The following is a 13,209-nucleotide window of genomic DNA, read 5'->3' as shown; positions in this document are numbered from 1 at the left end:
TCCCGGCGATTCAGGTGTGCCGGAATTTCCTATCGCTCGGTCGGTTCCGGCGGCACGGTATGGACTCATGATTCTGATCACCGGTGCCACGGGCACCATCGGCAGCGAAATCGTCCGAATGCTGGTCGCGCGTGGCGAGGGTGTTCGTGCTGTCACCCGGAACCCGGAAACGGCGGACTTTCACGGCGGGGTGGAAGTCGTCCGGGGTGACTACTCCGATATCCAGGCCATCGCGGACGCCATGGACGGTGTGGACGCCGTTTTCGTTCTGAGTGTGCTCGGCCCGGAAGGGGCCGACGTCGATACCGCCCTCGTGAAGGCTGCCTCGGACGCCGGAGCCCGTCGCATCGTGAAACTCTCCGCGATCGGCACCGGCGATCCCGCGCTCGGCCGCGTCGGCACCTGGCATCTACCGGGTGAGCAGGCAGTTCGCGCCGGCGGCACCGACTGGACCATCCTGCGTCCCAGCTCGTTCGCCTCGAACACCCTGAGCTGGGCCCCGGCTCTCCACGCGGGACAATCCATCTCCAACCTCACGGGATCCGGCGCGCAGGGAGTGGTCGATCCGCGTGACGTCTCGGCGGTCGCGGTCGAGGCGCTGCTTTCCCCGGTGCACGCGGGGTGCGTGTACACCCTCACCGGTCCCGAACTGCTCACCACCCGTGATCAGGCCGCCGTTGTAGCTGCCGCGCTGGGGCGCCCTGTCGAAGTCGCCGATATCGACGAGGCCGTTGCCCGCGCACATATGCTCGCCGCCGGCGCCACCCCGGATTTCGCGGACGGTGCCCTGGCCGGCCAGGCATTCGCCCGGGCCGGTGGGAACGCGGTGCTCACCGACGATATCCGGCAGGTGCTCGGCCGGCCGCCGCGTACGTATGCCGCGTGGGTCACCGACCACGTCGCGGCGTTCACCGCTGCACCTACCGCGGCCGGTTGGCGTTCGTACTGATACCGGCGCGAGCGCAAACGGTGGCGGCAGCCGGTCCCAGCGAACGGCGGATCGGCCCGTCGGTATCGCAGCTCAGCCCCGGGCGTGTTCGGTGATCCAGGCGGCGATCTGTGCGCGGGAGTTGAAACCGAGTTTGGTCAAGATATGTTCCACATGGCTCTGCGCCGTGCGCTGGGATACCACCAGTTTCGTCGCGATCTGCTTGTTGCTCAGCCCCTGCGCCACCAGCTCGGCGACCTGCCGCTCACGCTTGGTCAAGGTGCCCGTCGAGCCGGATTCGGCCGGCCCGGTGGTCCCCCGTACCCCCAGGGCATAGGCGAGGGCCGCATTCATACTCATCGCAGAGCCACGGCGGTGGGCGGTATCGAAACCGCGGTTGCCCAGTATGCGGCGGGCATCCTCTTCGCAGTCGTCATGGAATCGCCACATATTGTGGAGAACGGTCATCACCTGACTGCCCGCCGGCGACAATCCCTGGGCGGCACCCATCAGCACGGCCGCCCGCTCGGCGTCCCGGCGGGCGTCGACCGTCCAGGCGAGTGCCTCGAGGCACAGCACCGCGATCACCTTGCTGTCCAGTCCACTGTTCACCCGCAGTGCCTCCGTCAGCAACTGCTGGGCCCGTTCGCGCGCACCGTGGCGCCATTCCGCTACACCCAGCCCGCGCAGTGCCGCCGCGCGATGGAGCACCTCGCCGCACGGCCCGGTAACCGACAGCACATCCCCGTACAACTCGCCGGCGCGGGCGGTATCGCCGCCCAGCTCGTACGCGAACGCGAGTACGGCGAGCGTACTCATCCTGAGCTGGCCGTGCGGTTCGGAACCCGTCAGCTCCACCGCTTGTTCGAGATACGTACGGGCGCCTTCGGATTCGCCCTCCGCGAGGGCGAGGAGGCCTTCGGCGTAGGCGATCTGCGCGCGCGTCGACCGCCCCACCTCGGAGCCGGCCAGGGCCCGCGCCTCTTCCAGCCGTGCCGCCGCCGCCGGAAATTCGCCGTGCGACGCGGCCAGCTTGCCGGCCGCGCACAGCGCCGCGATGCGTACCGGTACCGCCTGGATTCCGGAACGGGCGAGGAAGCGGTCCAGCCAGGATCGGCCCTCGCCGTACAGGCCGCGGAAGTTCCAGAACTCGTAGAGCCCCGTGGCCGTGCGCATACCCGATTCGATCGCCGCGGGAGTGTCCTCGGACAGACAGTGCTCGAGCGCGTCGCGCAGATTGGCCTGCTCCCGTTCCAGCCGCGCGATCCAGCGCGGCTGTTCCGCGCTGATCCACCCGGCCGCGGCATCGGAGATCAGGCGCTGGTACCAATCGTGGTGCCGGCGGCGCAGGTCCCGCAGCCGGCCCGCTTCCCGCAGTTCCTGGCGGCCGTAGTCGCGTAGGGTCTCCAGCATCCGGTAGCGAACGACAGCGCCGGTTTCCTCCCGGGCCAGGATGGATTTGTCGACCAGTGACGACAGGACGTCCAACAGGCTCAGCGGTCCCGTATCGATACCACAGACACCTTCGACGGCGTCCAGTTCACAGCTGCCGGCGAATACCGCGAGCTGCGCCCACAGCTGCTGCTCGGCCGGAGTGCACAGCTCGTAGCTCCAGTCCATGGACAACCGCAGCGTCTGCTGGCGCGTCGGCGCGGTGCGGGCGGAGTTGGTCAGCAGCGAGTACCGGTCGTTGAGACGTTGCAGGATCTGCTGCGGTGACAGGGTGCGCATCCGGGCGGCCGCGAGTTCGATCGCCAATGGCAGACCTTCCAGCCGGGCGCAGATACCGGCGACCGCGCCTTTGTTGTCCTCGTCGAGCTCGAATCCCGGTACCACCGCGGCGGCCCGCTCGGCGAACAAAGTGACGGCATCGAAGCGGGGCATTCCCTTCAGGCTCGGTTCCCGTCCCTGGTCGGGGACCGTGAGCGGCGAAATCCGCAGGACTGCTTCCCCGGCGATGTTCAACGGCTCCCGGCTGGTCACGAGCAGGCTCAGCTCGGGGCAGATCCGCAGCATCTGCTCGTTCAACTCGGCAACCGCCTGTACCAATTGTTCGCAGTTGTCCAATACGAGCAGGGTGTTGCGCGGGCACAGGAAGTCCACCAGCACATCGATCAGCGGGGCGGCCGATTCGTCGCGCACGCCGACGGCGGCGGCGACGACGTCCACGAGGATGGAGGCGTCCGATACGTCGGCCAGATCGACCATCCATACGCCGTCCGGGTAGTCCCGTGCGACCTGCGTGGCTACGCGCAACGCCAGCCGCGTCTTCCCGACGCCGCCGATCCCGGTGAGCGTCACCAGCCGGTGGGTGGACAGCAGATTCTTCACCTCTGCCGATTCTGTCCGCCGGTTGACCATGCTTGTCAGCTCGAGTGGAAGGTTGCCGGTGCGATGGGGGACTGCCGGGGTGCGGGGGCTCGGCGCCTTCACGTCCCGTTTCGCGTCGAGCGGGGTATCGCGTAGCGCCATCGCACCGATCGGATAACCGTGCCGCTGTTGTACTCGGCGGGCATTCTCTCCGAAACCGGCCGCGGAGGGCCGCGCCCGGGGATCCCGGTTCATCGCCGTTTCCACCAGCGCGGTGACATCGCCGGCGATACCGTGTTCGCGCAGGTCCGGCACCGGCTGGGTGGTGATCCGTAAGAACTGCGTCACGATTTTCTCGCCGGTGCGGCGTTCGAATGCCGCATGGCCGGTGAGCGCACTGAACAGCGTGGCACCGAGCCCGTACACATCGGCGGCGGGGGTCGGTGTGCTTCCTTCCAGTACCTCCGGTGCGGTGTAGGCCGGGGATCCGGTGACAGTGCCCTCCGCGGTCCGGAAGCCGCCGGCGATCTGCGCGATCCCGAAATCGGTCAGCGTCGGTTCCCCGTAGTCGGTCAGCAGGATGTTGCCGGGTTTGACATCCCGGTGGACGATCCCCACCCGGTGCGCGCTTTCCAGGGCGCCCGCGATCTTCACCCCGAGCTGTAACGCGTCTGCCGCGGTCAGCGGCCCGAAGCGGCGGATCCGGTTGTCGAGCGAACCCGATGCGTAGTAGGGCGTGACCAGATAGAGGCGGCCGCCGTCGGTGACCCCGGTCTCCAGCACGGGCACGATATTGGGGTGCCCGGTGAGCCGGCCCATCGCCCGCTGTTCCCGCACGAATCGGGCCTGATTCTCCTCGTCGGCCTCACCCGTGAGGATCTTGACCGCCACCGTGCGATCGAGCGCCTGCTGGGTGCAGCGGTAAACGACTCCGAACCCGCCGCGCCCGATCTCCGTGGCCGCCGTGAAACCGGCCGCAGCGAGCTCCGCGGCGACCGATATCGTCGACTCACGACGCGTTCGCAGCGGATCTTCGGCGGTCATGGCCGGAACTCGATCCGTCGAGTATCTGTGTGGGCACCGGGTGGCATATGCGTACCTCTCGCCACCTCAACTGTATGCCCGGGGCGCAGCAGCGGCGAGATTCCGGGCGCGGTGCCGGGTCGGCGGTTCCGGCCGGTGCGGATACGGGTGGTCAGGAGTTGCCCGCCGGTCGGTACCTATTCGCCGACGTTCGGCCGGTCAGCGATGCGTGGCGGAGCGCTCGAACAACCTGGTGAGGGGGTGACCACCTCACCGGGTCACCCCTCACCCCTGGGGCCGACCCGCTGCCGCGCTCCTCGGACCGGGGCATACGGCGTCGACTACTACCCCCGGGCAGGGCCGAAGTCGAGTGGTGCCGCCTCGAGATGACGCCCGCGGGGAGTGAGGTCGACCAGTTCGCCGTCGTGCACGACCACCGTGCCCCGGACGAGTACGGTGACCGGTTTACCACGTAAACGGTATCCCTCGTACGGTGTGTAGTCGGTCGCCATGTGCAGGGCGTCGACCGTCACCGTCCACTCCAGGTCCGGGTCCCAGATCGCGATATCGGCGTCGGCTCCCGGCATCAGCGAACCCTTCCGCGGATACAAACCGTTGGTCCGGGCGGGGTTGGCCGAGGTGAGTTCCACGAAGCGGCTCGGGGACAGGCCCAGTCGGCCGACATAGTGCGAATAGATCACCGGAAGCCGGGTCTCGACGCCGGGCAGACCGTTCGGCATATGGCGGACATCGTGCCGGTGAACGCGTTTCTGGGCCGTGTCGTAGCAGCAGTGGTCGGAGCCGACGGTGGTGATGTGGCCGGTGAACAGATGCCGGCCGAGCTCTTCGACGATATCGGCCGAGCGCAGCGGCGGGCAGCAGACGAAGCGTTCCGGATGTTCGCCGCGGTACCGGGAATCGTCGAGGACGAGGTGGTGGGCCACCGATTCGGTGAAGGCGATCAGACCGCGCTTGCGGGCCTGCGCGACCAGCTCGACAGCTGCCGGGGTCGATTGGTGGACGAAGTACACGGGTGCCTGTTGTGATTCCGCGATCGCCAGGATCGCCGCGACGGAAGCGGTTTCGGCCAGCTCCGGCCGGGTGAGCGACATCTGCGACGCGTCGATACCGGCACTCGCCGCCGCGAGGTTCTGTGCTTCTGTGACGATGGCGTCGGATTCACAGTGGATCACGACCATCCCACCGAGGTCACGGGTGGTCTGCATGGTCTTCAGGATGGTGTGCTCGTTCGCCATCGTTTCGCCCGCGTAGGTGGTGAACATCTTCACCGTGCGGATACCGGCGGCGGCCATCGTGGCGAGCTGGCCGGCGGTGGTGTCGTTCCATTCGACGACGCAGGCGTGCAGCGCCGAATCGCACAGCCCGTCGGTCGCCTTCGCGCGTTGTTTCTCGGCGGCATCGAGTGGTTGCTGACCCGGTCGCGGGATGGCGAAGTCGACGATCGTGGTCGTACCGCCGAACACCGCGGCGGTGGTGCATTCCCGGTAGGAGTCCAGCGAGGTGAACTCACCGGAGGTGAATCCGACATGGCAGTGTGGGTCGACTCCGCCGGGCATGACGAGTTTGCCTGTCGCGTCGATGACCTCGGCGGCGGGGTCGACCTCGGTGCCGGGTGCGAGAACGGCCACGACGATGTCGTTCTCGATCAGCAGATCCGCCGGTGCCGACCAGTGGGATTCGACGACGGTACCGCCACGGACGACCTTCATCGCGATGCCTTCCGGTAGGCGACCCATCCGCCGCGGTCGCTGATATCGATGACGCCCGCCGCGTCCAAGGCGTTGCTGCGCATCCGCATCGACAGCGATCCATTGCCGTCCGCCAGCTCGATCACACCCAGTTCGAGTTCCTCGGGTTCCCGTGGGAGCAGTTCGTCGCGGAGGACGTCGTACTCGACCTCGTAGAGTTCACCCGGTACGGAGACGCCCCCGCTGGTGACCGGATGCAGGCCGGGGAATTCGTCGCGGACCGAATAGAACCGGTATCGCGGAGCAGTCTCGGCCCGGCCGAGGAATCGGGCCCTGTGCAGCGCATCGTGCAGGGAGCCGCCGGACATCGCCTGCCCGTTGACGAACATCGTGACAATTGCCATGGGAACAGTCCTTTCAGTGGGTGGGTTGCCGGACGAGGCGGGTAGGGGAGAACGCGGAGACATCGAGATCGGGTGTGTTCCCGTGCACCATCGCGGTGATCAGCTGTGCCCACAGCGGTGCGAAGGTGAACGAGTAGGTGCCACCCGCGAAGAAGAGCCCGGGTATGCCGGCCACTGCACCGATGACCGGCATCTCGTCCGGTGTCGTGACCACCGGCCCGGTCCAGGCGTCGAGCAGTGGCATCCGGTAGAGCGCCGGTAGCAGGCGCTCGACCTGGGCGAGATTGCCCGCTGTGCTGTCGGTGCGGAGGGGAGCGGCGTCGCGGTCGTGGAACGGACCGGCGGGCCAGCCGCCGCCGAGGACGAGCCGGTGCCGCCGATCCTGTTTGATCGACATGCCCTCGCCGACGTGCTGGACCAGTACCCGAAGCGCATCCGGCTCGGCGGCCAGCGCGTGCATCTGCAGCGAAGTGGGTGTCAGATCCAGGTTCACCCCGGCCAGGGCGGCGATCGCGGCCATCCACGGGCCGGCCGCATCGATCACCGCGGGGGCCCGCCAGGATCCCTCGGGCGTACTCACACACCATTCCGCACGCGCACGTTCCAGACCGGTGACCGGCGTGCCGGGGTACACGTGCGCGCCTTCGGCGACCGCCTGCCGGAGCAGCGCGGGCCCGGCCATATCCGGTTCGGCGAATCCGTCCCACGGACACCAGGTCGCGGCTTCCACGGTCGGTCCCAGCTGCGGCAGGGCGTGCCGTGCCGCGTCCCCCGTGAGTACTTCGGTGGGTATGCCCGCCGACTGTTCCCACCGATATTTGGTGTGCAGGGCGTGGACCTGTTCGTCGGTCTCGGCGACCATGAAACCGCCGCAGCGATTGAGGCCGAGCCCGGGCACGGTATCGGCGAGCATGTCCCACAGGTCGCTCGTCGCCCGCTGCAGGGGAAGCAGCTTCTCGACGTCCACGGCGGTGCCCTGACCCGGGCGCCGGGTGTGGATGGTCTGGATGTGCAGGTTTCCCGCAGTGGTGCCGGACCCGGCCGTGTTGGGTGCTGTGCGATCGAGTACGGCCACCCGGCAACCAGATCGGGTCAGTGCCAATGCCGTTGCCGCGCCGACGATTCCCGCACCGATGACCACGGCGTCCAGCTCAGCCACGGCCGGCTCCCGCCACGGCGGCGGACGCGTCGGCTATCCCGGAATCGGCGACGACGGCACGCAGGGCGTCGAGTACCGCCGGATCCGTCACCGGCAGCAGCGGTTCCCGGACCTCCCCTCCCGGCTGGCCGAGCAGCTTCATCACCGCTTTCAGCTGGGGGATGGGCGAGGCGTACACGCCGCTGTAGTCGGAATTGACGAGCCGACCCGAAAGGGCCTGGTACCTGTCCACCCATTCCCTGGCCGTTTCGGCGTCGCGGGCCGCGACCGCGCGATAGTAGGGCACCGCGAAGGGTGCGCCCACGCCCCCACCGTCGATATTCCCGTCGCCGCCGAGTTCGAGCAGTGTCGCGAGACCACGCCGGTGCAGGAAACTCCCGAACACCCGCACCCGATCCGATACCGCCTCGACGGTGTCCAGCATCGACAGCCAGTCGCCGGTGCTGTCCTTGATCGCGACGACATTGTCCAAGTCGGCCAGCCGGGAGAACAGGCCCGGAATCGTCCCCATGTCCAGCGCGACACCGCGGGGCCAGTTGTACACCATGAACGGCAGGGTCGTTGCCGTGGAGACGGCGCGGTAGTACTGCACGGTTTCGTCGGCCGAGGTGTGTACATAGGGCGGCGGTGTCGCCAGGGCCCCGTCGGCGCCGACCGATGCGGCATGAACTGCCAGTTCGGCGGATTGCCGAGCCGTATAGGCACTCACCCCGATCACCACGGGGAATCGGCCCGCAACCGCGTCGACCGCCACTTCGGCAACCATCCGGCGTTCGTCGCCGGATTGGCTGAACCACTCACCCGTACTTCCGTTGACGAGTACGCCGTGCACCCCCATGTCCGCGTACAGGTTCATCAATGCCGTCAGGGCATCGGTATCGACGGCGCCCGACCGGGTGAACGGGGTCGGGGCGGCGGGCCAGTATCCGGACCACGCGACATCATCGCGATTCATGGAGTGCCTTCCGAGCGAAATGAATTCGAGAATCGGTCGATCTACGACATTTATGGGATCGATTGCATAGACTGCCGTCGAACGGGTGGCACAGTCAAGCCCGGAAACGTAGTCGTAACGCGGGCACTGTCGAATGTGGGTGTCCGGAGAATGGATCGAGAGGATGGGGGACCGGTGGCGGTCACATTGGTCGACGTGGCGGTTGCTGCGGGTGTATCGCGCAGTACGGCATCGCGTGCGTTGAGCGGGTCGTCGTTGATCTCTCCGCAGACCCGGGCGGCCGTCGAGGAGGCCGCGCGCTCGCTCGGCTACCGCCCCAACCGGGCCGCGAGCGCCTTGCGGTCGAACCGCTCCCATCTGCTCGGCCTGGTGATGAACAACCTGATCAACGCGTCTTTCCACACCATCGCCGAAGTGGTGCACAAACGGGCCTCCGCGGCCGGATACCAAGTTCTGCTGTGCATTACCGATGCGGATCCGGCCCGGGAGAACGATGTGCTGGCCATGCTCGGTGAGCACGGGGTGGACGGAACCATCGTCATCGGCAGCGGTCGCAGTGCGCCGGCTTCCAATGCCCTGCTCACGCAGGGGCGGGCGGTGGTGAACCTCATCCGCTCCGTCCGGGGCAGCAAGGCCTCGACCGTACTCGCCGACGATATCGACGGCGCGCGGGATGCGACCGCGCATCTGCTCGCCCTCGGGCACCGGCGGATCGGCTATATCGGCGGTACCGCGGAGGCGACTTCCGGCCGCGAGCGGTACGAGGGCTACTGCTCGGCCTTGGCGGCCGCCGGGATCGAGGTGGACGAGGCGATCGTACGTAAAGGCCCGTTCACCACCGAGTTCGGCGCCGAAGCCGTGAATTCGCTGTTGGATTCCGCCGAATCGATGACGGCCCTGTATGCCGCGAACCACGAGGCGGTATTCGGGATCCTGCCCACGTTGGTGGGCCGGGGTATCTCCGTACCCGAGGAGTTGTCACTGGTCTGCCACGAGGACATGCCGTGGCTGGCGATGTGGCAACCGCCGATCACCGTGGTCGACAACGGTGCGGCCCAGCTGGCCAACCTCGCCATGGACCTGCTGTTCCAGCAGATCAACGACGCGGCGCCCCCGGACGGGCGAACGTACCGGATCGGGGCTCGGCTGGTGGAACGGGCGTCGTGTGCTGCCGTGACGAGCGGCGCATGACCACCCGGGCCCGGGTGGCCGCCACGCCCCGGTCGTTAACAGTTGACGTATCTCGTGTCGGGCTTGTTAACGGCATTGACGGTCCGCGGTCATTCTGCAACTCTCTATGCAATCGATCCCATAGATGGTCGATCGAAATCATCTGGGCATATTCCCGGTCACTGCCGCGACGCGGTCGATGTCGAAAGGTTCGTCAATGCGCAAAATCATCGGAATCGCTGCTGCCACGGTAGTGGTCGCCGGTCTCGCCGGCTGTAGTTCGGCCGCGGACGAGAGCGCGGCCCCGGCGAACTGCACCCCGGTCCTGGGTGCCGCCGACCTGGCCGAGGAGGGCACGCTCACCATCGCGACCAACGCCACCCTCCCGCCCATGCAATACGTCGACGCCGACGGCGAAGTGATCGGCATGCGGGTCGATCTCGGAAAGGAAATCGCCGAAAGGCTGTGCCTGCGCCCGAAATTCGTCAATATCGAATTCGAGGCGCAGATCCCCGGCGTACAGAGCGGCCGCTGGGACATGATCGACACCGGGATGTTCTACACCCCGGAGCGCGCCGAAACGATCGACCTGGTGCCTTACGAGGTACAGGCGGTTTCCATCTCGGTGCCGGCGGGCAACCCCGAATCGATCTCGACCGTCGACGATCTCGCCGGCAAAACGATCGGAGTCGAGGCGCCCGGCTACGAATTCGACACCCTCACGGCCCTCGCCGAGCGTTTTGCCACCGAGGGCAAACCGGCGCTCACCGTCCAGACGTTCAAAACCAATGCCGACGCGTACCAGGCGCTGTCGGCCGGGCAGATCGACGGCACCTCGATCGTCGAATCGGTGACGTCCTTCTACCAGCAGGACGGACGGTTCGAAACCGCAGTAGGCGGAATCAACGAGGCGCCGCTGGCCATGGGATTCGCCAAGGGCAGCAAATCCGCGGCCGAAGTGGCCCGCGTGCTGTCGGAAATGCGCGGCGACGGCTACCTACCCGATCTGTTCGAGCAGTACGGCGTCACGGCCTACGAGGGTGATATCGCCGTGAGCACCGGACCGCTCGACAGCTGATCGCGCGAATCACTCGAAAGGCTTCCCCATGTGGTCTTGGGACGCATTCTTTTCCATTCTCACCAGTGACCAGCTGCTGGAGGGCGCCTGGGTCACGATCTGGCTCACCGTCGTCAGCATGGTCCTCGGGCTGCTGCTCGCGATCGTGGTCGCCGCCGCCCGCTCGTCCCGGCTGTTGCCGGTGCGTGCGGTGGCCGGTTTCTACGTCTGGTTGATGCGCGGTACTCCGTTGCTGGTGCAACTGGTGATCATCTACACCGGATTGCCGCAGGTCGGTATCAAACTGGGCGTGATCCAGGCGGCACTGCTCGGGTTGGTGCTGAACGAAGCGGCGTATCTGTCCGAGATCGTGCGGTCGGGATTGCTGTCGGTTCCCGCGGGACAGACCGAAGCCGCACGGGCGTTGGGAATGTCACCGGCCAAGGTCTTCCGGGTGGTGGTACTCCCGCAAGCCCTGCGAGTGATGATCCCGCCGCTCGGGAACAGCTTCAACGGCCTGCTGAAGACGACGACACTCGTTTCGGTCATCTCGGTTCAGGAACTGCTGCGCCGGACGCAGTTCCTGGTGCAGGTCAACTTCCGGGTGCTCGAAGGGCTGTGCGCGGCCGCACTGTACTTCCTGGTGCTGACCACCCTGTGGGGGCTGATCCAGCGAATGATCGAAGCGCGGATGGGCCGGGGTTACGACCGCAACTATCGCCGCAAGGGCGGGCCGGCGACGAAGATTCTCACGGACAGCGCCATGGAAGCCGAGGCAGTGAACCGATGACCAGTACGACGGAAACGACCCCGAAGATGATCGAGGTCCGCAATATGACCAAGGCGTACAACGATCTCGTCGTCCTCGACGATATCGACTTCGCGGTGGAGAAAGGTGAGGTCGTACTGCTTCTGGGCCCCTCGGGCAGTGGGAAGAGCACCTTGTTGCGCACTTTGAACTGCCTCGAGACGATCGAGTCGGGAACGGTGCGCGTCTGCGGCGAGATGATGGGGTTCTCCGACGACGGTAAGCGCACCCCACTCTCGGAGGCGCAGATCGCGAAACAGCGCCACCACACGGGCATGGTGTTCCAGAACTTCAATCTGTTCCCGATGATGACCGCCCTCGAGAACGTCGCGTCCGGTCCCCGGTACGTACTGGGCACCGCGGCCGATACGGCACGCAGCAGAGCACAGGAACTCCTCGATATGGTGGGTCTCGCGGACAAGGGGGAGAACTACCCTTCGCAGCTGTCCGGCGGCCAGCAGCAGCGCGTCGCCATCGCCCGGGCGCTGGCGATGAAACCGGAGGTCATGCTCTTCGACGAACCGACCTCCGCGCTCGACCCCGAGATGGTCAACGAAGTTCTCGATGTCATGCTGCGCCTGCGCGACGAGGGAATGACGATGGTCGTGGTGAGCCACGAGATGGGTTTCGCGAAAGCGGCGGCCGACCGGGTGGTGTTCATGAGCGACGGCAAGATCGTGGAGGACGCACCGCCACAGCAGTTCTTCGATCACCCCGAACATCCACGCACCCGGCAATTCCTGAGCCGGATCCTCTGACACCTCCGATATTTGTGCCGCATCGGTCCGCGGATCACCGAAAGTCGTCGCTTCCGGAGACAACCGCCGGCTCACGTGCGTTGCGGACAGTGGCGGCGGCGGTCGCGGCACAGATACAGCACATGCCCGCCCACCGCTGAACGGACAGGGTCTCGCCGAGGACGATGAGACCCGCGCCCGCGGCGACCACCGGCTCCAGGCACAGCAGGACGGCGACCGTGGACGCGGGAAGCCGAGTAAGGGCGGCCATTTCCAGGGAGTACGGAATCACCGCGGACAAGAGTGCGACGGCCGCGCCGATCATCAGCACCGACGGCTGAAATATGTCGAATCCACTGCTGCCCAGGCCCGCCGGTACGCCCAGCCCGGCGGCGACGACGAGACCGCAGGCCAGCCCGGAATGGCCGAGTGCCGCCGCCAGCGCACGGGAGAGCAGCAGATACGCGGCCATCGCGACAGCCGAGAGTCCGGCGAGTACGAACCCTTGCCATGCCAGTGCGCCGGAATCCGGATCGCGCACCAGCCACAGGCCCGCGGCCACCACACCGGCGATCAGCAGGTTGGGGAGGCGACGAGAACCGGCCAGCGCTACGGACAGCGGACCCAGCAGTTGAATGGTGCCGGCGATACCGAGCGGCAGATACCACAGTGCGGGGTAGATCAGATTCATACCCGCGACGGCGACTCCCAGCCCCGCCACCAGCACACGCTCCCGTCCGGTCCGCGGCAGGCGGATCGGGCGGAAGACCACGAGCAGCACCGCCGCCGCGATCCCGAGGCGCAGGGCGAGGACTCCTACGGGTTCGATCCTGCCGAACAAGTACTTGCCCACGGCCTGGCCGGACTGGGTACACAGGGCCGCGGTGACAACCAGAAGCGGAGCGGGAACCACAGCATCCAGCCTGGCGACGCCAGCGATTCAGGTCCA

11 protein-coding genes are annotated in these 13,209 nt (G+C 67.0%); 5 read left to right on the top strand and 6 right to left on the bottom strand.

The window, feature by feature from the left end:
- The first annotated feature begins 67 nt into the window (after positions 1-67).
- Complete coding sequence (locus QH195_RS17815) at positions 68-949, top strand: NAD(P)H-binding protein (protein WP_280436230.1); 882 nt, start codon at positions 68-70, stop codon at positions 947-949.
- A 72-nt stretch (positions 950-1,021) separates the two neighbouring features.
- Here QH195_RS17815 and QH195_RS17810 read toward each other — a convergent pair whose 3' ends face one another.
- The 5 genes from QH195_RS17810 to QH195_RS17790 form a co-directional block, all read right to left on the bottom strand.
- Positions 1,022-4,282, bottom strand: a complete 3,261-nt coding sequence (locus QH195_RS17810) for a protein kinase domain-containing protein (protein ID WP_280436229.1) — start codon at positions 4,280-4,282, stop codon at positions 1,022-1,024.
- Between the two features lie 323 nt (positions 4,283-4,605).
- Positions 4,606-5,991, bottom strand: a complete 1,386-nt coding sequence (hydA, locus tag QH195_RS17805) for a dihydropyrimidinase (protein ID WP_280436228.1) — start codon at positions 5,989-5,991, stop codon at positions 4,606-4,608.
- Positions 5,988-6,374 carry an allophanate hydrolase-related protein gene (locus tag QH195_RS17800; RefSeq protein ID WP_280436227.1) on the bottom strand — a complete coding sequence of 129 codons (387 nt, stop codon included), beginning with the start codon at positions 6,372-6,374 and terminating at the stop codon, positions 5,988-5,990. Before QH195_RS17800 ends, hydA begins: the two co-directional genes overlap by 4 nt.
- A gap of 13 nt (positions 6,375-6,387) precedes the next feature.
- Positions 6,388-7,533: an NAD(P)/FAD-dependent oxidoreductase gene (locus QH195_RS17795; protein ID WP_280436226.1), complete on the bottom strand. Its 1,146-nt coding sequence runs from the start codon at positions 7,531-7,533 to the stop codon at positions 6,388-6,390.
- Positions 7,526-8,488 carry a dihydrodipicolinate synthase family protein gene (locus QH195_RS17790; protein WP_280436225.1) on the bottom strand — a complete coding sequence of 321 codons (963 nt, stop codon included), beginning with the start codon at positions 8,486-8,488 and terminating at the stop codon, positions 7,526-7,528. Before QH195_RS17790 ends, QH195_RS17795 begins: the two co-directional genes overlap by 8 nt.
- A gap of 174 nt (positions 8,489-8,662) precedes the next feature.
- On the opposite strand from QH195_RS17790, the gene QH195_RS17785 reads away from it, so the two are divergent.
- The 4 genes from QH195_RS17785 (at position 8,663) to QH195_RS17770 (ending at position 12,281) form a co-directional block, all read left to right on the top strand.
- Entirely contained in the window at positions 8,663-9,679 is a 1,017-nt protein-coding gene (locus tag QH195_RS17785; RefSeq protein WP_280436224.1) for a LacI family DNA-binding transcriptional regulator, read from the top strand.
- 196 nt (positions 9,680-9,875) lie between these two features.
- Complete coding sequence (locus tag QH195_RS17780; RefSeq protein ID WP_280436223.1) at positions 9,876-10,736, top strand: ABC transporter substrate-binding protein; 861 nt, start codon at positions 9,876-9,878, stop codon at positions 10,734-10,736.
- A 28-nt stretch (positions 10,737-10,764) separates the two neighbouring features.
- Positions 10,765-11,505: an amino acid ABC transporter permease gene (locus tag QH195_RS17775; protein ID WP_280425661.1), complete on the top strand. Its 741-nt coding sequence runs from the start codon at positions 10,765-10,767 to the stop codon at positions 11,503-11,505.
- A gap of 26 nt (positions 11,506-11,531) precedes the next feature.
- Positions 11,532-12,281 (top strand): amino acid ABC transporter ATP-binding protein, encoded by a 750-nt coding sequence (locus QH195_RS17770; RefSeq protein WP_280425682.1) that lies wholly within the window; start codon positions 11,532-11,534, stop codon positions 12,279-12,281.
- A gap of 34 nt (positions 12,282-12,315) precedes the next feature.
- On the opposite strand, the gene QH195_RS17765 is transcribed toward QH195_RS17770, so the two are convergent.
- Entirely contained in the window at positions 12,316-13,173 is an 858-nt protein-coding gene (locus tag QH195_RS17765; RefSeq protein WP_280436222.1) for an EamA family transporter, read from the bottom strand.
- Positions 13,174-13,209: the final 36 nt, after the last annotated feature.

The organism is Nocardia carnea, assembly GCF_029868855.1.
Lineage (GTDB): Bacteria > Actinomycetota > Actinomycetes > Mycobacteriales > Mycobacteriaceae > Nocardia > Nocardia carnea_A.
Note: the sequence above shows the minus strand (reverse complement) of the source record. Positions and strands in the feature narration are given on the sequence as shown.